Raw genomic sequence first — 19,368 nt, forward strand, 5'->3', positions numbered from 1 at the left:
CGACGGGCAATGGTTGCCGGCATCGCCGTCGCCGCAGCGCTCACCATGACCGCGTGCAGCTCCGACGACGGCGACACCACGGCCACCACGACGACGGCCGTCACCACCTCGGCAGCGGCCCCCGCTCCCGACGCTTCGTACCCGCCGGTGCCCAGCGTCGAGCAGCTCAACACCGAGCTCAATCGCGGTCTCGATCCCAACGTGCCGGTCGAGGAGAAGGCCGCCCTGATTCAGGGTGCCTCCGAGGATCCGGAACTGATCAACCAGGTCGCCGCCGCGGCCGTCGCCAACAACGCGCAGATCGAGATCACCAGCGTCGACGATCTCGGTACCGGCGTTCTCAACGCGGGCATCACCATCACGCTCAACGGACAGGCCAACCCCGGCACGTTCCAGTTCGTCCCCGAGGACGGCGTCTGGAAGCTGTCGAAGGAGAACGCTTGTGGCATCGTGTCGCTCGCGCAGCTGACCAGCCCGGCGTGCCCCGCACCCTGAGTCCTGCCGATCGTCTCTGACCGACCCGGAACTGCCGGCGACATCTCCTCTCGTGGATATGTCGCCGGCAGTTTTTTCGTCGATCGACGGGTCTGGACGAGCTATCCGGAGTCAGACGCTCGGCGTGGCCGATCGGATGCGCTCGGCGGCTGCTTCGGCGACGGCGGTGACGGTCTCGGGTTCGAGTCCGCTCCGATCCGAGACGACGATCTGCATCACGGTCGAATCGACCACGGCCACCACCACGTCGGAGATCAGCGTGAACCCCTCGCTGCTGGTGGTCAGACGCACCGAGACGGACGCATCACCGATCTGTGGCTGCTCGCGGCCCGCCAACTCGTACTCGACGCCCACACCGTCCGCGTCCGTGCCGCTGAACTCGGTGCATCCCACCCACGCCTGCTGCACAGAAGCGAACGCGTCGGCTGCGCCTGTACCCGAGTAGCTCGCCGCGTCCTCGTCGATCGAGGAGAAGTCGGGTCCCGAGAAGCGGGCCACCGCTGTCGACGCCGCGCCGTCGAGTTGCTCCGATACCGGCGCGAGTACGGCTGCACACTCGGCCGGATCGGTGCCGGACTTGTCGGGTGAGTCGTACCCGGGAGCCGGGTCCAGTCCCAGATCCCGTACCGGGTCCGGGATCGAGGTGAACCCGTTCGGGAGCTCGCTCGGACCCAACATCGCCGCACCCAGAACGTCATCGTCGGTGACGGCCGCACCGCGGAGGGGGTCGGGAGCGGCGACAGCGGTGGGAACAACAGCGGGAGTCGACGATGGTGCGTCCGAGCTGCACCCGGCGGCCGCGGCGACACCGACGAGAGACAGGGCGGCCAGCATCCGGGTCGAGACGCGTGTCATCGGGCACCCCAGGTGATGGAGTCTCCGACTGTCTGCCGCAGGACGGTCGTGCTGTCGGGATCGGTGTACATCTGCTCGCCACCCGCGGTGATCGATCCGCCGACGGGAAGTGGCTGGGCAAGGTCGATCTCGAGGGTTCCCGACCCGGTATAGGTGTACGACGCGATGTTCAGCGTGCCGGAATCGTCGGGAAGGTTCCAGACATTCGATTCCGGCGTCTGGGTGATCGCGACGTCCAGTGTTGCTCGGTCTCCGTCGAGCTCCCGCAGAGTGACGGTGGTGCGTTGGTCGAGTGTGATGCCACTGAGCACCTGCTGATCGATGGTCCACACGGCACCCACACCGACTTCGGTGTCGGGGAAGTTCACGGAGCGATATACCGCCGCGTTGAACGAACGTTCTATGGCGGCCCGGGCGGTGTCGAGGGCGGCCTCGGCCGGAGTGATGTGCAGTGCGGTGATCGCTCCGGAATCGGTGGTTGCCAGTCGCGCCGTCGAGCCGTCCGATGCGGACAGCGCGTCGGTCAGGCCCTCGTCTGGTGACGTCGCTGCTCCGATCGTCAAGGCGATCGAACGAGTCGCCCCGGTCGACGCGTCCTCGTCCGGAACGGCGTTCTGGGGCCGTTCCGACGGCTCCGCTCCTGCATCCGACGTCGATGCGCTCAGCGGCAAAGTGGGTTCGGGACTGGAGAAGTCCTGTGCAGCGCCGCTGTTGATCTGTTGCTGCACGGTGGAGGTGGTGGTGAGGTCGATGTTCTGCTCGTCCGCATCAGCGGTGTCGAAGGTCAGTACTCGCCGCGGCTCACTTCCGGGGTCGACAACCGTGGTGGTCGTCGGAGTCACCGCGATCGTCACTTCGTTCGAGGATGCGGCCTGCTCGGATGCGGGTGAGGGTGCAGGATCGGAGTCGGTACTCGAGCAGCCGGCCAGCAGAGCCATCGCACAGGATGCGGCGAGAAGAGTGGAGCGGAGGGCGCGGGAGCGATCGGTCGACTTCACGGCCACCAGGCTACTGACACCGGGCCCGGTGACCGGTCGTGCGCCCGCGCGGATGAGGGGGTGCGGCCGCCCATGCGCCATGATGGAGGGGTGAGTGAAGACCGCGCCGACGACCCACCAACCGAGACCAGCAGTGTTCCCGCACCGAACGAGACCGCGGACTCGCAGGTGAACGATACCGACAGCGCTGTCGACCGACCGGTCGAGCCGCTGAAGACTCGGTTGCTGATTGCCATCGCGGCCGTGATTCTGCTGTTCGATCTCCTGACGAAAATTCTCGTCGTGCACTTCGTGAAGCCCGGCAATCCGATCGAGATTTTCGGAGATGTCGTGACGTTGCGCCTGGTACGCAATCCCGGTGCAGCGTTCTCCATGGCCACCGGAATGACGTGGTTGCTCACCGTTGTGGCCGTCGCGGTCGTCATCGGAGTGATCAAGATCGGCCGGACGCTACGGTCGCCGTGGTGGGCGTTGGGATTGGGTCTGGTTCTCGGTGGCGCACTGGGCAACCTGATCGACCGTTTCTTCCGCGCACCGGGGCCGTTCCAGGGCCATGTCGTCGATTTCGTGTCGGTGGGGTGGTGGCCGGTGTTCAACGTTGCCGACTCGTCCATCGTCTGCGGGGCGATTCTGCTGGTCGCGCTCAGCCTGTTCGGGTTCGAGCCGAATGGCGAACGGGTGACGAAGTCCGCTTCCGGCGCCGTCGGAGAGGCCGACAAGTGAGGGAATCACGTTCGATGCCGGTGCCCGACGGTTTGGACGGAATGCGAGTCGACGCCGGGATCGCCCGGTTGCTGGGGCTCTCGCGTACCGTCGCGGCTACGTTGGCCGAGGAGGGCTCGGTTCTGATCGATCACGATGCCGTGGGCAAGTCCGACCGGCTGGCCGCAGGATCATGGCTCGAAGTGACGCTGCCCGAGCCGGCTCGTCAGCTGACGATCGATGCGGAGCCGGTCGAGGGAATGGAGATTCTCTATGCCGACGACGACATCGTGGCCGTGGACAAGCCCGTCGGCGTGGCCGCGCATGCCAGTGTCGGTTGGACAGGTCCGACCGTCATCGGCGGTCTCGCTGCCGCCGGTTTCCGGATTTCCACCTCCGGCGCGCACGAGCGGCAGGGCATCGTGCACCGACTCGACGTCGGAACCTCGGGGGTGATGGTGGTGGCCACGTCCGAGCGGGCGTACACCGTGCTCAAGCGAGCGTTCAAGGCGCGGACCATCGACAAGCGTTATCACGCATTGGTGCAAGGTCATCCGGACCCGAGCAGCGGAACCATCGATGCGCCGATCGGGCGACACGGCAGCAACGACTGGAGATTCGCCGTGCGTGCCGACGGCAAGCCGAGCGTCACCCATTACGACACGGTGGAGGCCTTCCAGGCCGCGAGCTTGCTGGACGTGCACTTGGAAACCGGTCGCACACACCAGATTCGTGTGCACTTCTCGGCCTTGCGGCACCCCTGCTGTGGGGATCTCACCTACGGTGCCGATCCTCGCCTGGCCGAACGGTTGGGCCTCGAGCGGCAATGGCTCCATGCTCGCTCCCTCGGCTTCGCCCACCCGTCGGACGGTCGCTGGGTCGAAATCGAGAGCAAATATCCGGCGGACCTCGAACATGCCCTCGAGGTGCTTCGGAAAGCGTGATGGGCAGTAGAGGAGTGGCGGGTGCGCTCGGCGGTGTCCTTGCCGTTGTTCTGGTGGTCGGTGCGTTGGCCGTTGTCGGGTACCTGAATCCGCAGCGACAGCTGGGTGTCGGTACCGATCGACTCGGCCCGGACAGTGGCGAGCAGGTGACCGATTACCTGGCCCGTGCTTCAGAGAGTGTGCGTACCGGCGGTGACGAACCCCGATGGGGCTCGGTGTCGTTCGATCGCGAACTCACTGTCGAGCAGGCGTATGCCGTCGCGGACGGAGTTCGCATCTCGCAGGTGCTCTTCCGCGTTCCGCTCGATCGCGTGCAGACTCCGATTCTCACCGTCGGGGTGTCGGGCAGCCGACGGTCGGTGCTGAACTCGACCGCCCGAGCGGCGGGTCAGGCGCAGGAATCGCTCGATCCGGGGGACAGGGCCGCGCAGATTGCTGCGCTTACTCGGCGCCGTGTGCTGGGCGGGTGCGCGTGCGTGGTGACCTTGGTGGTGCGCGGCACCCCGGCCCAGCTGATCGAGGTGGCCGACCGCACCGGAGTGCGCGCTGTGGAGGCACTTCCGCCGGACGCGGTGTCCGGCAAGTTCGCGGTCGAGCCGCTGCTGCCGGAGTACGTCGACGTCGTTGCCCCGCTACCGGACGACGGACTCGTGCCGGCCGAATGAGAACAACTGTCGTCGCATCCGTCACACCTGTCACGTCGTCCCAGGACACACCGTCCGCTACGAAAATTCTGTCGGTTCGACCGCTTACAGTGGGTGCATTCGCGGCTCGTATTTTCGAAAACGCACGACCTTCAGGAGAGAACCTTCGTGGCCGATTCGTTCGTTCATCTGCACAACCACACCGAATATTCGATGCTCGACGGCGCTGCCAAGATCGGCGCGATGTTCGCCGAGGCGTCCCGGTTGGAGATGACGGCAGTCGGCATGACCGACCACGGCAACATGTATGGAGCCAGCGAGTTCTACAACGAAGCCAAGAAGGCCGGGATCAAGCCGATCATCGGTATCGAGGCCTACATCGCCCCGGAGTCTCGGTTCAACAAGAAGCGTGTCCTGTGGGGCGACCGCAGTCAGAAGTCCGACGACGTCTCCGGTAGCGGTGCCTACACGCACATGACGATGGTCGCCGAGAATGCCACCGGTGTGCGGAACCTGTTCAAGCTGTCGTCGCTCGCGTCGATCGAGGGCCAGCTCGGCAAGTGGGCTCGCATGGACGAGGAGATCATCGCCTCGCACGCGGAGGGCATCATCGCCACCACCGGCTGCCCGTCCGGGGAGGTGCAGACTCGGCTGCGACTCGGCCAGGACCGCGAGGCACTCGAAGCCGCCGCCAAGTGGCGAGAGATCTGGGGCCCGGACAACTTCTTCCTCGAACTGATGGACCACGGCCTGTCCATCGAGCGCCGCGTCCGCGAGGGTCTGCTCGACATCGGCAAGAAGCTCTCGATCCCGCCGCTGGCCACCAACGACTGCCACTACGTCACCAAGGACGCCGCCGAGAACCACGAAGCACTGCTGTGCATTCAGACCGGAAAGACGCTCAGTGACCCCACCCGCTTCAAGTTCGACGGTGACGGCTACTACCTCAAGTCCGCCGCCGAGATGCGCGCGCTCTGGGACGATCAGGTGCCCGGCGCTTGCGACAGCACGCTGCTCATCGCCGAGCGGGTGCAGCCCTACGACGAGGTGTGGGCGCACCGAGACCGGATGCCGATCTTCCCCGTGCCCGAGGGGTACACCCAGGGCACGTGGCTGCGCCACGAGGTCATGACCGGCCTCGAGCGACGGTTCCCGGACGGTCCGGCCGAGGACTACCTCGCGCGGGCCGAGTACGAGATCAAGGTCATCCTCGAAATGGGGTTCCCGGCGTACTTCCTCGTGGTCGGTGACCTGATCAACCACGCCAAGGACGTCGGCATCCGAGTCGGACCGGGCCGCGGCTCGGCCGCCGGATCGCTGGTGGCCTACGCCATGGGCATCACCAACATCGATCCGCTGCCGCACGGTCTGCTGTTCGAGCGGTTCCTCAACCCCGAGCGTGTGTCGATGCCCGATATCGATATCGACTTCGACGATCGCCGCCGCGGCGAGATGGTCCGATACGCCACCGAGAAATGGGGCAGCGATCGCGTCGCACAGGTGATCACGTTCGGCACCATCAAGACCAAGGCCGCCATCAAGGACTCCGCGCGCGTGCAGTTCGGCCAGCCCGGTTTCGGGATCGCCGATCAGATCACCAAGGCGCTGCCGCCGCCCATCATGGCCAAGGACATCTCCGTCGCGGGCATCACCGATCCAGCGCACGAGCGCTACAAGGAAGCGGTCGAGGTTCGAGCGCTGATCGACTCGAACCCCGACGTGGCGACCATCTACAAGACGGCCAAGGGGCTCGAAGGGCTGATCCGCAATGCGGGCGTGCACGCCTGCGCGGTCATCATGTCCTCGGAACCGCTCACCGACGCCATCCCGGTGTGGAAGCGCGCTCAGGACGGCGCGATCATCACCGGCTGGGACTACCCGTCGTGCGAGGCCATCGGTCTGCTCAAGATGGACTTCCTGGGTCTGCGCAACCTCACCGTCATCGGCGACGCGATCGACAACATCAAGGCCAACCGCGGCATCGACATCGACCTCGACGCGCTGCCGCTCGACGACCCGGCAACCTTCGACTTGCTCTCGCGCGGAGACACTCTGGGCGTGTTCCAGCTCGACGGCAGCGCGATGCGAGATCTGCTGCGCCGCATGCAGCCCACCGGATTCGAGGACATCGTCGCCGTGCTGGCGCTCTACCGGCCGGGCCCGATGGGCATGAACTCGCACAACGACTACGCCGATCGCAAGAACGCCAGGCAAGAGGTCAAGCCGATTCACCCCGAGCTCGAAGAGCCGCTCAAGGTGATCCTCGGCGAAACGTACGGCCTGGTGGTTTACCAGGAGCAGATCATGCAGCTCGCGCAGAAGGTCGCCGGGTACACCCTCGGCCAGGCCGACCTGCTGCGTCGAGCGATGGGTAAGAAGAAGCTCTCCGAGCTGGAGAAGGCCTACGCCGGATTCCGGCAGGGCATGTTGGACAACGACTTCTCCGAGGCCGCCATCAAGGCGCTGTGGGACACCGTGTTGCCCTTCGCGGGCTACGCATTCAACAAGTCTCACTCCGCGGGCTACGGCCTGGTGTCGTACTGGACGGCGTACCTCAAGGCCAATTACCCGGCCGAGTACATGGCCGGCTTGCTCACCAGCGTCGGTGACGACAAGGACAAGGCTGCGATCTATCTCGCGGACTGCCGCAAGCTGGGCATCACGGTGCTTCCGCCGGACGTCAACGAGTCCGAACTCAACTTCGCGTCCGTGGGAAAGGACATCCGGTTCGGTCTCGGCGCGGTGCGCAACGTCGGTACCAACGTGGTCGCCTCGATCATCAGGGCGCGGTCGGAGAAATCCAAGTACACCGACTTCTCGGACTACCTCGGCAAGATCGACGCAATCGCGTGCAGCAAGAAGGTCACCGAATCCCTGATCAAGGCAGGTGCTTTCGATTCACTGGACCATCCGCGCAAGGGTCTGATGCTCATCCACGCCGATGCGATCGACGCGGTGATGGGGACCAAGAAGGCCGAGGCCATCGGTCAGTTCGATCTGTTCGGCGGCGAGGATGCCGACGAGTCGATCTCTGCGGTGTTCAACGTTCGCGTGCCGGAAGAGGAATGGGAATCCAAGCATCGGCTCGCTCTCGAGCGCGAGATGCTCGGTCTCTACGTGTCGGGCCACCCACTCCTCGGCGTCGAACACATGCTGGCCGCGAAGTCCGACTGCAACATTCCGACCATTCTCGAGGGTGACATCAAGGACGGCACTCAGGTCACCGTCGGCGGAATTCTGGCCTCGGTCAACCGGCGTATCAACAAGAACGGTTTGACGTGGGCGTCGGCTCAGCTCGAGGATCTGGCCGGCGGCATCGAGGTGCTGTTCTTCCCGCAGGCGTATTCGGTGTTCGGTGCCGACGTCACCGAGGACTCGGTGGTTCTCGTCAAGGGTCGTGTGTCGGTACGCGACGATCGGGTCTCTCTGATCGCCAACGACCTCGCCGTGCCGGATCTTTCGGCCATCGGGATCGACAAGCCGCTCGCAGTGAGTCTGCCGACCAGGCTGTGCACTGCGGACAAGGTCGGTGCTCTCAAGCGAGTCCTGTCGAGCCACCCGGGAACGTCCGATGTGCATCTACGTCTGGTCAGTGGCGACAAGATCACCACGATGAAGCTGGACGACAGCTTGCGCGTGACGCCGACATCGGCGTTGATGGGAGACCTGAAGGCGCTACTGGGGCCCGGTTGTCTGACGGGATGACGCAGACTCGATCGGTCGGGACTCCGCCGAGCCCCGGCCGAGCGAGCCCAACTCGGTCAGCCGCAGCGCCCACCAGGCAGCAACGGCGACCGCAGCGCCGGCCAGCACTGCTGCGTGCAGGGAGCCGGCAATGACGAGTGTCGCGGCGACCACGAAGAATCCGAGTGCGAGCGACTCGAGTTTGTAGACCGGCCACGCGACGCCTGCCAGGTCGACGGTGCGCAGGGCAGGGGCGGGTCGACGGCTCACCCGAGTGCTCGCGAACGTCATAGTGATCTCCTCTGCTGCGCCCGTCGGGTTGATGATTCGGCCTCCCGGGAGGTGAAGTTCAGGCTACACCGGCCCAAAGATTCGGTCCACCGAACTTAGCGTCCGGACCAGGTAATGTTGCCGATCCTGTGGCGTCCGAGTGGCATGAGGTGTTCACTGAAAGCCATGCCACTGACAGGAGAATACGAACCGAGTTCATCCGACTGGGCCCGCAAGCAGGCCGAGCTGTACGAGAACTCCGGCGGAACCGAAGGCACGATGATGAACGGTATGCCGGTGGTGCTGTTGACCACCAAGGGCAACAAGAGCGGCAAATTGCGCAAGTCCCCGCTGATGAAGGTGGAGCACAACGGCGATTACGCCATTGTCGCCTCGCTGGGCGGTGCCCCCAAGCATCCCGTCTGGTACTACAACGTGAAGGCCGAACCGCTGGTCGAGTTGCAGGACGGTCCCGACAGGCACGACTACGTCGCGCGTGAAGTGACCGGCGAGGAAAAGGCACAGTGGTGGGAGCGCTCGGTCGCGGCCTACCCCGAATACGCGGAGTATCAGAAGAAGACCGATCGCGAGATACCTGTCTTCGTGCTCGCGCGCGCCTGATTCGTTGTCTGCCCGGCCGTAGAACGGTCCCGGATGGGGAACCGTTCCACACTGCTGGCAGCATGTGTTGGTGTCTTCATCCCCTGACCTCGCCTCCCAGCACCCATCGTCGCTAGCCGTCACCGCTGCCGACATCGATGCCGCTGCGGTGCGAATTTCGTCGGTGGTTGCCGCGACGCCACTGCAGTTGTGCGAGCGCCTGTCTGCCGAGACAGGTGCGAAGGTCTACCTCAAGCGCGAAGACCTGCAGATCGTACGGTCGTACAAAATTCGTGGTGCGTACAACCTGATGGATCAGTTGACCGACGCCGAGCGGGCCGTCGGGGTCGTGACGGCGAGCGCCGGAAACCATGCTCAGGGTGTGGCGTTCGCGTGCCGTTCGATGCAGGTGCGGGGTCGGATCTACGTCCCGGCCAACACGCCCAAGCAGAAGCGTGACCGTATCCGGGTGCACGGCGGTGAATTCGTGGAGCTCATCGTCATCGGCGACACGTTCGATGCCGCCGCCGCGGCCGCGGCCGACGATGTTGCTCGTACCGGTGCCACCATGGTGCCGCCGTTCGACGATCCGCGAACCGTGGCCGGTCAGGGCACCATCGCCGCGGAAATCGTCGATCAACTCGGTCGAGCCCCCGACGTCGTCGTGATGCCCGTCGGGGGAGGCGGATGTATCGCCGGCATCTCGAGCTACCTGCGTGAGCGCGCACCGCAGACGTCCTTGGTGGGCGTCGAACCGTCCGGAGCGGCGTCGATGACCGCCGCACTGATCGCCGGCGGCCCGGTGACCCTCTCCGAAATCGATCCCTTCGTCGACGGAGCCGCAGTCCGACGCATCGGCGACGTGCCGTATGCCGCACTGCACTCGTTGGGTGCGACGGTGGTCTCGCACGCCTCGTTGCCCCTGATCACCGCGCCGGTGTTCGACAGCTCCGGTCCCGGGGCGTTCTTGATCACGCAGATCGACGAGGGCGCGATCTGTACTGCGATGTTGGCGCTGTACCAAAACGAGGGGGTCATCGCCGAGCCCGCGGGCGCGCTTGCCGTCGCCGCCCTCGAACACCTCGACATCGCTCCCGATAGCACTGTCGTGTGTCTGGTCTCCGGGGGCAACAACGACGTCTCCCGGTACGGCGAGATACTGGAGCGCTCGCTCGTCCACCTCGGTCTCAAGCACTACTTTCTGGTCGACTTCCCGCAGGAACCCGGAGCGCTCCGTCGGTTCCTGGACGAGGTGCTGGGGCCGGAGGACGACGTCACGTTGTTCGAGTACGTCAAGCGAAACAACCGGGAGACCGGCGCAGCTCTGGTCGGCATCGAACTCGGGTCGGCGAGTGGGCTGAGCCCGCTCCTCGAACGGATGCGACAGTCGCACCTGAAGGTCGAGCAGCTCGAACCGGACTCGCCGGTGTACCGGTACCTGACCTGAGCTGACCTACCGACCGAGCTACCGACCGAGTAGACGGTCGACGACGCGCTTGTGCAATTCGGGGTCCACTGGTGGCAGGTCGAGCACGGCCCCGAGATAGATCCCGTCGCCGACGAGTCGGATGATCTCGGCCTGGACCGGATCGTCGATCTCTGTTCGTAAGCCCTCGTCCCACTGCTGCATCATGTCGACGACCGCGTCCTGCACCTCACCGGAGTTCCCGTCCACACTGCGCAGTGCCGCCAGTGTGGAGCGATAGAGCGCAATTTCTTTCTCGGAGATGGAATCCGGCGGCTGTAGGTACCACTCCGCGACCGATGTTCCGCCCGCTGCTGCGTCGCTGCGCTGTTGATCGGCCTGAACGGCGAGTCGACGGACCATTGCCGCGACCAACGCATCCTTGGTCCTGAAGTGATAGAGCAAGCCGCCCTTGGAGACTCCAGCGGCTGCGGCGACGCTGTCCAGGGTCACCTTCGTCATGCCGTGTTCGAGCAACATCGTCTCGAGTGCATCGAGAATTCGGTCGTGTGTGTCAGATGACATGAAAACCACTTTACCGGCTGGACGGTTGGCGGTACTCTCGATCACTGTACCGGCTGGACGGTTGGTGCAATGATTCGCTCGGACCAGTCAGCGGGATCGCCGAGTGCAGAACGTAGGAGAAGCAGTGAGTGACGTGCGCACCGGTTCGGTGCACGAGGTGTCCGGCGGGTTCGAGCACCGGGCCACCCCGAGAGATTGGCTCGGGCTGGTGGTGCTCGCCTTCGCAGTGCTGCTGATCGCTGTCGACGGCACCGTCCTCGACCTGGCCCTGCCCTTCATCAGTTCGGATCTTGCACCGACCAGCAACCAGTTGCTCTGGATCATCGATGTCTATTCCTTCGTTCTTGCCGGTCTGCTCATCACCATGGGTACGCTCGGAGATCGAATCGGCCGCCGTAGATTGTTGTTGATCGGAGCCGCGGGCTTCGGTATTGCCTCGCTCGTGGCGGCTGTCTCGATCAGTGCAGAGATGCTCATCGCGGCTCGGGTACTGCAGGGCATCTCCGGTGCGACTCTGATGCCGGCGACCCTCGGGCTGATTCGAACCATATTCCTCGACCCCCGTCAGCGCGTCGCCGCGATCGGAGTGTGGGGCGCGATGGCCGGTGGCGGTGCGGCCGCCGGACCGCTCGTGGGCGGCTGGCTGCTCGAGCACTTCTGGTGGGGATCGGTGTTCCTGATCAACATTCCCGTGATGATCGCCCTGATCGCGCTGGGGCCGCTGGTTATCCCCGAGTCCAAGGATCCGAATCCGGGGCGCTTCGACCTGCCCAGTTCGGCGCTGTCGATGCTCGCCATCGTTCCGATGGTGTTCGCGGTCAAGGAGATCGCGGCACACGGCTTTCACGTGGCCTACCTGATGTCCGCAGTCGTCGGTGTGATCGCCGGTACGGCGTTCGTGCGCCGGCAGCGGAATCTCGAGGACCCGATGATCGATCTCAGACTGTTCGCCAACCGGGCGTTCTCGACGGGCGTCGCCACGAACTTCCTCTCGGTGTTCGCCCTCGCCGGAGTGCTGTTCTTCGGCTCGCAGTATCTGCAGCTCGTCCTCGGCAACAGTCCGCTGGAAGCCGGACTGTTGCTGCTTCCGGGTACGGCAGCCAGTGTGGTCACCTCGCTGCTGGTCGCGGTCCTGGTGCGCTACTTCAGTGCCGGAACGGTTCTCGGTGTCGCGATGTTCGTGGGCGCGGCCGGCGCAGCGATCCTGGTCGGTCTTGCCACGGACAGCGGCCCGGGCTTGTTCATCGCCGGATTCGTACTCGTGGGGGCGGGTGTCGGTGTCGCGCTCACGCTGACCTCCGAGTTGGTGGTCAGTGCCGTCGAACCCGAACGAGCGGGAGCAGCATCGGCGGTGTCGGAGACCGCATACGAACTGGGCATCGCGTTGGGCGTGGCGATATTGGGCACCGTCGTCATGGCCTTCTTTCGACGCGGCATCGACGTCTCGCAGCTCACTCCCGAACTCGGTGCTCGGGCCGGCGAAACCCTCGGCGGCGGACGCAGTGGCCCGTGAGCTGCCGGACTCGGTGGCGACGGTCGTGATGGACTCCGCACATGCTGCGTTCGTATCGGGCATGCACGTCGCAGCCGTCGCCACCTCGGCGGTGCTGGCAGTGACCGCCGTGTTCGTCCTGGTCAACCTACGCAGGCGTCAGGACTCCATCACTGCGAAGGAGTGACCGGGAACTGTTGTGGCAGAACCGGTCTCGTCCGAGGTCGTCGGCTCCCACTCGAGCAGTGCGGAGCCGCCGACCGGCACTGTGACCGCGGACTCGGACAGGTTGAATACAATACCGAGTCGGCCGCGACGCATGACGATCCACTGAGCGTCCTCGTCGTAGTCGATCTTGACGTGTTCGAGCCACGGATCGGTCAGCTCGGTCCGGTCGCGGCGAAGCATCAGCAGATCTCGATAGACGGCCAACAGGCGCGCGTGGTCTCCGTCGCCCAGCTCCGACCAGTTCAATTTCGACCGGGTGAATGTCTCGGGATCCTGTGGGTCGGGGATATCGCTCTTGTCCCAGCCGTGTTCGGCGAATTCCGCTTTGCGTCCCTCGGCTGTGGCTTTGCCGAGCTCGGGCTCGGGGTGCGAAGTGAAGAACTGAAACGGCGTCGAAGCGCCCCATTCCTCGCCCATGAACAGCATCGGCGTGTACGGCGAGGTGAGCACCAGAGCGGCCTTGATCGCGAGTTGGCCGGGGGAGAGGTAGAACCCCGGCCGGTCGCCGATCGCACGGTTGCCGACCTGGTCGTGTGTGGTCGTGTAGGTCACCAGCGAACTGGCCGGAATTCGACGTGTGTCCAAGGGACGACCGTGGATACGCCCGCGGAAGCTCGAATACGTTCCGGCATGGAAGAAACCTTGCCGCAGCGTGTTCGCCAAGCCCCGAAGGGAACCGAAATCGCCGTAGTATCCCTGCCGCTCGCCGGAGACTGCGGCGTGAATCGCGTGATGGATGTCGTCGTCCCACTGGGCATCGAGTCCGTAGCCGCCGCCCGACCGTGCGGTGATGAGCGTCGGATCGTTGAGGTCGCTCTCGGCGATCAGCGTCAGCGGACGACCCAGATGTGCCGAGAGAGTGCGGGTTTCGATCGAGAGTTGCTCGAGCAGGTGCACCGCGGTGTGGTCGACGATCGCGTGCACCGCATCGAGCCGCAACGCGTCGATGTGGAACTCCGAGAACCACCGCAGCGCATTGTCGAGAGCGTAGCGCCGTACCTCGCCCGAGTCGGCCTCGGCGTAGTTGATCGCTTGGCCCCAACTGTTGGCACCTTCGGTCATGTACGGGCCGAAACGGTCGAGATAGTTGCCGGACGGGCCGAGGTGGTTGTAGACCACATCGAGCACGACGCCGATGCCGCGGCCATGGCAGGCATCGACCAAGCGCTGCAATCCTTCCGGGCCGCCGTACGCCTCGTGGACGGTGTACCAGAGCACGCCGTCGTAGCCCCAGTTGTGCTCGCCGTTGAATCCGTTGACCGGCATGACCTCGACGAACGAGACGCCGAGATCGACGAGGTGGTCGAGTTTGTCGATGGCCGCGTCGAACGTGCCCTCGTCGGTGAACGTGCCGATGTGCAGTTCGTAGATCGACGAGCCCGGTAGCTGGCGTCCGGTCCACGCCGCATCGGTCCACAGCGTGGGATCGACGTCGAACACCTGGGACAGCTCGTGCACGCCGTCGGGCTGCCGCGGCGATCGCGGATCGGGTAGCGCCTTGTCTGCGTCGTCGAGCAGGAAGCCGTATCGAGAGTTCGGTGCGGCGTCGACGTCGGCGTGCCACCACCCGTCCGAGGAGCGCTGCATCGGATGAACTGCGTCGTCGAGTTGCAGGCGGACCGTTTTCGGGGTGGGTGCCCACACCTGGAACCGCCGCGTCGTTACCGGGTGTGTCGCTGCCGGGTGTGTCGCTGCTGGGGATGTCACTGCTGGGGTTGTCACTGCGCGGACCCTTCTTCGTTGTCACGCACCAGAAGTGCGACCGGGAGTGAGGCGAACACCTCGGCCACCGTGACGGTGCCCGTATGTTCGACGTCGGTGATTCGATCGCGCCAGCGGCCGTCGGGGAGTGTCACCGATGTTTCACCCCAACCCTGCTCGGACAGGCTCAGCGAGAGCCGGGTTGCCAAAGCGATGACGTCGGCACTGCCGGGCATCGGGCCACGTGCGAATCCGACGAGGTGCTCGGCCGCGGACCCGTCCGCGACGATCGGCGTGTAGGTGCCGCCGACGAAGCTCTCCGGACGTTCGCGTCGTACGTGCAGAGCGGAGCGGACGACCGCCAGCTTGGCGGCGCCGGTGTCGATGGAGGGAGTGCCGGTGTTCGACGCGGCGAGCATCGATCGACGGACCGAGTAGTCCACTGGTCTGCGGTTGTCGGGGTCGACGAGCGAGTCCTCCCACAACTCGGTGCCCTGGTACACATCAGGGATGCCGGGCCCGGCCACATTCAGCAGCTTCTGACCCAGTGCATCGGAGTAGCCGTGCGGAGAAAGCTTCTCGACCAGCATCGTCATCGAACGAGCGACACCGCCGTCGAAGATGGCATCGAGCCAGGCGTGCACGGCAGACTCGAACTCTTCGTCCGGAGCAGTCCACGTCGTGCGCAGGGCTGCCTCTCGAATGGCCTTCTCGGCGTAAGCATGAACGCGCTCGCGCAGTGTGGAGGTGATCACTCCGTCTGTCGGCCACACGCCGAAGAGGGTTTGCCACAAGAACATTCCGGTCGTGCCGTCCGGGCTGGGGGCCAGCTCTTCCCAATCCGCAATAGAGCGTGCCCACAATTCGGGAGCTTGAGACAGAACGCCGATTCGAGCCCGCACGTCCTCGCCGCGTTTGGTGTCGTGTGTCGACAGCGTGGTCATCGCGGCCGGCCAACGCTGTGCTCTGTCGGCATTGGTCAGGTGGTAATACGCTGCGCTGCAACCGAATCGACTCGGATCGCCGCCGACTTCCTGCAACGAGATGAGTCGGTTGGCTCGATAGAACAGGCAGTCCTCGACACCCTTGGCGGTGACGGCACCACAGACCTGGTCGAACCGTACCGGGGATTCGGTTCCGGTGACGAGCGCGGTTGCCAGTGCGCCCAGTCCACCGCTCAGGTCCGGTTGCTCCTCGCCGACCGCCGCGATCACTCCCGGCAGCACTCCGGCGAGCGGAGCGTAATCGGTTCGGTACACCGGAACTGCCGCGACCACGGCGACGATCGCGTCGATGACGGCCTCGAGATCGACGGTGGTTCCGGACTCGCGCACGATGGCCCGGGCGAGCCGTCGTACTTCCGGGGACAGATCGCCGCGGGCGACACCGGTCTTGAGATCGAGTTCGGTCTCGTGCAGCGATTCGCTGTCGAATGCGATGCCCGAGCGCACCTGCGACAGCGCGGTGAGCGCATGGACGCCGTCGGGGTCGACGAACACGCCGCCGACGGCCGCCAGCGCGTCGTATCCGGTCGTTCCGTCGACCGGCAGAGATTCGTCCAGTGGTTCGCCGTCGGCCAATATCTTCTCGATGACCAGCCACCGGTCCGGACCGAGAAGCCCGCGCAGTTCGGTGAGGTATCCGGCGGGGTCTGCCAGCCCGTCGGGATGGTCGACGCGTAACCCGTCGATCAAGTCGTCTTCGATCCAACTGGCCACCTGGCGATGGGAGTCGGTGAAGACGTCGAGGTCTTCCTGTCGGATTCCCGCCAGGCCGTTCACCGAGAAGAACCGTCGATACCCGATCAGCCCGTCGGACCAGCTCACCAGTCGGTACGCCTGCCGGTCGTGCACGGCCCGCGCATCGTCGCCGTCGGTGCCCTCGCCCTCCGTACCCTCGGCAATCGGGAAGCGGTGCTCGTAGAACGCAAGCAATGGTCGGTCCCCGGATCGGTCGACGGTCAGCGCATCGACGTCGCCGGCGCTACCGAGGACAGGTATGGCGATCTTGCCGTCGACGCCGTTGTCGGCACCGAAGTCGATGTCGAAGTACGTCGCGTACTCGGATTCGCGACCGCGCTCGAGAACGTCCCACCACCATGCGTTCTGCCGGGGATCTTCGACTCCGACGTGGTTGGGGACGATGTCGACGATGATCCCCATGCCGAGTTCGGAAGCGCGGGAACGCAACTGTGTCAACGCTTCGCGACCTCCGAGCGCCGCCGATACCGTCGAAGTGTCGGTGACGTCGTACCCGTGAGTCGACCCATCGGTTGCGGTCAGGATCGGCGACAGATACAGGTGCGTCACCCCGAGGTCGTGCAGGTAGTCGACCACGTTCGCGGCGTCGGCCAGGGTGAAGGCATCGCCCCGCAGTTGTAACCGGTATGTACTGGTGGGCAGCGGCATGTGTCAGGCAGTCTTTCGTAGAACGAGCAAGGAACGAGCGGTGACCTCCACCGGTGTACCCGCTTCGATCGATTTCTCACTTGTTCCGGTTCGTGACGCCGTATCGAGTGCCACGGTCCACTCCTTTGCGTAGTTCCCGTCCGGGGTCACGAACTCGAGGGTCTCGTGATGTGCGTTGAAGCACAACAGGAACGAGTCGTCCACCACGCGCTCGCCGCGCTGATTCGGTTCCGGGATTCCTTCTCCGTTGAGGAACACGGTGAGGGACTTGCCGAAGCCACTGTCCCAGTCCTCGGGCGTCATCTCCTCGCCCGCGGGGGTGAGCCAGGCGATGTCGCGGGCCTGCTCGCCGGTACGAATAGGACGGCCCTCGAAGAATCGTCGACGACGAAATACCGGGTGCTCGGCGCGCAGGGCAATGGCGTTTCGGGTGAACTCGACCAGTTCCGCGTTGGTCTCGGCCAACGACCAATCCATCCAGGCCAATTCGGAGTCCTGGCAGTACACGTTGTTGTTGCCCTGCTGAGTTCGACCGAGTTCGTCTCCGTGCGCGATCATCGGCGTGCCCTGGCTCAGCAGCAACGTCGCCATGATGTTGCGGATCTGACGCGCTCGCAGGTCCAGAATCTCCGGATCATCGGTCGGTCCCTCGACACCGCAGTTCCAGGACCGGTTGTGGCTCTCGCCGTCGTTGTTGCCCTCACCGTTGGCCTCGTTGTGTTTGTCGTTGTACGAGACGAGATCGTTGAGGGTGAATCCGTCGTGGGCGATGACGAAGTTGATGCTCGCACCGGGGCGACGGCCGTTCGACTCGTAGAGATCCGAGGATCCGGTCAGCCTCGACGCGAATTCGCCCAGCGTCGCCGGCTCCCCGCGCCAATAGTCGCGAACGGTGTCGCGGTACTTGCCGTTCCACTCCGTCCACAGTCCGGGGAAGTTTCCGACCTGGTAGCCACCCTCTCCGATGTCCCAGGGCTCGGCGATGAGCTTGACCTGACTCACGACCGGATCCTGCTGAACCAGATCGAAGAAAGCACTGAGGCGATCGACGTCGTGCAGTTCGCGAGCCAACGTGGAGGCGAGGTCGAATCTGAAGCCGTCGACGTGCATCTCGGTGACCCAGTAGCGCAACGAGTCCATGATCAGCTGCAGTGTGTGCGGATGCCGGGCGTTGAGACTGTTGCCGGTGCCGGTGTAGTCCATGTAGTGCTCGAGATCGCCATCGACGAGTCGGTAGTACGCCGCGTTGTCGATGCCTCGGAAGCTGATGGTGGGGCCCATGTGGTTGCCCTCGGCAGTGTGGTTGTAGACCACGTCGAGGATCACCTCGATGCCCGCAGCGTGGAACTCGCGAACCATGGCCTTGAACTCGGTGACCGCGGCACCGGGCGACTGCAGCGACGAATACTCCGCATGTGGGGCGAGGAATCCGAATGTGTTGTAGCCCCAGTAGTTTCGTAGCCCTTTGTCCAAGAGGACCTGATCCTGCATGAACTGGTGTACCGGCATCAGCTCGATTGCCGTGACGCCGAGATGATTGAGGTGATCGATGATCACCGGGTGTGCCAGCCCGGCGTAGGTGCCGCGTTCGGCCTCAGGGATGTCCGGATGGTTGATGGTCATGCCCTTGACGTGGGCCTCGTAGATGACCGTCTCGTGGTACGGGCGCTTGGGAGCGCGGTCGGCCTGCCAGTCGAAGAACGGGTTGATCACGACGGTGGTCATCGTGTGACCGAGCGCATCGTACTGTGGGAATTCGTTGTTCGGTTCGTCGTCGTGCGCGATGGGGGCGGCGTCGATGCTCTCCCCTTCGACACCGGCAAGATCGGCGGCATCCTCGAACGGGGCCTCGACGGTGGACGAGCTGTCGGACTTCACGGCTTCGGCCGCGTCGAGTTCCGGTTCGGGAGCTGGGGTGTCCGTACCGTCGATGTCCATGTTGTAGGAGAACAGCGAACGGTCACCGTCGAACGAACCCTCGAACGCCTTGCCGTACGGATCGACGAGCAACTTGCTCGGATCACAGCGGTGCCCGGCCGCCGGATCCCACGGGCCGTGGACGCGGTAGCCGTAGCGCTGACCCGGCACCACCGTCGGGAGATATGCATGCCACACGTACCCGTCGGACTCCTCGAAACGAATGCGAGTCTCGGTTCCGTCCTCGGCGATCAGGCACAGGTCCACTGCCTCTGCGACCTCGGAGAACAGGGCGAAATTGGTTCCTGCTCCGTCGTAGGTCGCTCCCAGTGGATACGCGGATCCCGGCCAGACGGCGATGGCAGGTGTGTCTTCGGAGGCTTCGTGCAGCATGGATCAACCCTACTGTGGCCGCTGTGCCCGGGCTTACCGAGCGCGAG

The 19,368-nt window shown here is 64.8% G+C and carries 14 protein-coding genes and 1 pseudogene; 8 read left to right on the forward strand and 7 right to left on the reverse strand.

Features of this window, described 5'->3' with window-relative positions:
* The first annotated feature begins 9 nt into the window (after positions 1–9).
* Positions 10–495, forward strand: a complete 486-nt coding sequence (locus RHODMAR_RS14520; protein WP_232433667.1) for a hypothetical protein — start codon at positions 10–12, stop codon at positions 493–495.
* 111 nt (positions 496–606) lie between these two features.
* On the opposite strand, the gene RHODMAR_RS14525 is transcribed toward RHODMAR_RS14520, so the two are convergent.
* Together RHODMAR_RS14525 and RHODMAR_RS14530 are read right to left on the reverse strand one after the other, a co-directional pair.
* Positions 607–1,350, reverse strand: coding sequence for a sensor domain-containing protein (locus RHODMAR_RS14525; RefSeq protein WP_008715794.1), 744 nt, complete (start codon positions 1,348–1,350; stop codon positions 607–609).
* Entirely contained in the window at positions 1,347–2,348 is a 1,002-nt protein-coding gene (locus tag RHODMAR_RS14530; protein ID WP_232433662.1) for a hypothetical protein, read from the reverse strand. The genes RHODMAR_RS14525 and RHODMAR_RS14530 overlap by 4 nt, the downstream gene beginning before the upstream one ends.
* A gap of 90 nt (positions 2,349–2,438) precedes the next feature.
* Between RHODMAR_RS14530 and lspA the strand changes: the two genes are divergently transcribed.
* From lspA to dnaE, 4 genes are all read left to right on the forward strand, one after another.
* A complete protein-coding gene (gene lspA, locus RHODMAR_RS14535; RefSeq protein WP_008715797.1) occupies positions 2,439–3,071 on the forward strand; it encodes a signal peptidase II in 633 nt (210 codons plus the stop codon).
* Entirely contained in the window at positions 3,068–3,994 is a 927-nt protein-coding gene (locus RHODMAR_RS14540; protein WP_008715798.1) for an RluA family pseudouridine synthase, read from the forward strand. Before lspA ends, RHODMAR_RS14540 begins: the two co-directional genes overlap by 4 nt.
* Positions 3,994–4,659, forward strand: coding sequence for a hypothetical protein (locus tag RHODMAR_RS14545; RefSeq protein ID WP_051048034.1), 666 nt, complete (start codon positions 3,994–3,996; stop codon positions 4,657–4,659). The genes RHODMAR_RS14540 and RHODMAR_RS14545 overlap by 1 nt, the downstream gene beginning before the upstream one ends.
* 147 nt (positions 4,660–4,806) lie before the next feature.
* Complete coding sequence (gene dnaE, locus RHODMAR_RS14550) at positions 4,807–8,343, forward strand: DNA polymerase III subunit alpha (RefSeq protein WP_008715802.1); 3,537 nt, start codon at positions 4,807–4,809, stop codon at positions 8,341–8,343.
* On the opposite strand, the gene RHODMAR_RS14555 is transcribed toward dnaE, so the two are convergent.
* The gene (locus RHODMAR_RS14555) at positions 8,314–8,613 is read right to left on the reverse strand and encodes a hypothetical protein (protein ID WP_008715803.1); all 300 of its coding nucleotides are present in this window, start codon (positions 8,611–8,613) and stop codon (positions 8,314–8,316) included. The two genes, dnaE and RHODMAR_RS14555, sit on opposite strands and share 30 nt — an antisense overlap.
* Positions 8,614–8,778: 165 nt before the next feature.
* On the opposite strand from RHODMAR_RS14555, the gene RHODMAR_RS14560 reads away from it, so the two are divergent.
* Both RHODMAR_RS14560 and ilvA read left to right on the forward strand, forming a co-directional pair.
* Positions 8,779–9,213, forward strand: a complete 435-nt coding sequence (locus RHODMAR_RS14560; protein WP_008715805.1) for a nitroreductase family deazaflavin-dependent oxidoreductase — start codon at positions 8,779–8,781, stop codon at positions 9,211–9,213.
* A gap of 70 nt (positions 9,214–9,283) precedes the next feature.
* The gene (gene ilvA / locus RHODMAR_RS14565; protein ID WP_008715807.1) at positions 9,284–10,639 is read left to right on the forward strand and encodes a threonine ammonia-lyase IlvA; all 1,356 of its coding nucleotides are present in this window, start codon (positions 9,284–9,286) and stop codon (positions 10,637–10,639) included.
* An 18-nt stretch (positions 10,640–10,657) separates the two neighbouring features.
* Here ilvA and RHODMAR_RS14570 read toward each other — a convergent pair whose 3' ends face one another.
* On the reverse strand, positions 10,658–11,182 hold the full coding sequence (locus tag RHODMAR_RS14570) for a TetR/AcrR family transcriptional regulator (RefSeq protein ID WP_042939313.1): 525 nt from the start codon (positions 11,180–11,182) through the stop codon (positions 10,658–10,660).
* Between the two features lie 148 nt (positions 11,183–11,330).
* Here RHODMAR_RS14570 and RHODMAR_RS14575 point away from each other — a divergent pair.
* Positions 11,331–12,861 (forward strand): annotated as a pseudogene (locus RHODMAR_RS14575) (MFS transporter).
* Here RHODMAR_RS14575 and treZ read toward each other — a convergent pair.
* The 3 genes from treZ to glgX all read right to left on the reverse strand — a co-directional run bounded on the left by treZ (position 12,834) and on the right by glgX (position 19,321).
* The gene (treZ, locus tag RHODMAR_RS14580) at positions 12,834–14,546 is read right to left on the reverse strand and encodes a malto-oligosyltrehalose trehalohydrolase (RefSeq protein WP_008715816.1); all 1,713 of its coding nucleotides are present in this window, start codon (positions 14,544–14,546) and stop codon (positions 12,834–12,836) included. The pseudogene RHODMAR_RS14575 and the gene treZ overlap by 28 nt on opposite strands.
* A gap of 74 nt (positions 14,547–14,620) precedes the next feature.
* Positions 14,621–17,011 (reverse strand): malto-oligosyltrehalose synthase, encoded by a 2,391-nt coding sequence (treY, locus tag RHODMAR_RS14585; RefSeq protein ID WP_008715819.1) that lies wholly within the window; start codon positions 17,009–17,011, stop codon positions 14,621–14,623.
* 3 nt (positions 17,012–17,014) lie between these two features.
* Positions 17,015–19,321, reverse strand: coding sequence for a glycogen debranching protein GlgX (gene glgX / locus RHODMAR_RS14590; RefSeq protein WP_008715820.1), 2,307 nt, complete (start codon positions 19,319–19,321; stop codon positions 17,015–17,017).
* Positions 19,322–19,368: the final 47 nt, after the last annotated feature.

The organism is Rhodococcus sp. AW25M09 (assembly GCF_000333955.1).
Lineage (GTDB): Bacteria > Actinomycetota > Actinomycetes > Mycobacteriales > Mycobacteriaceae > Rhodococcoides.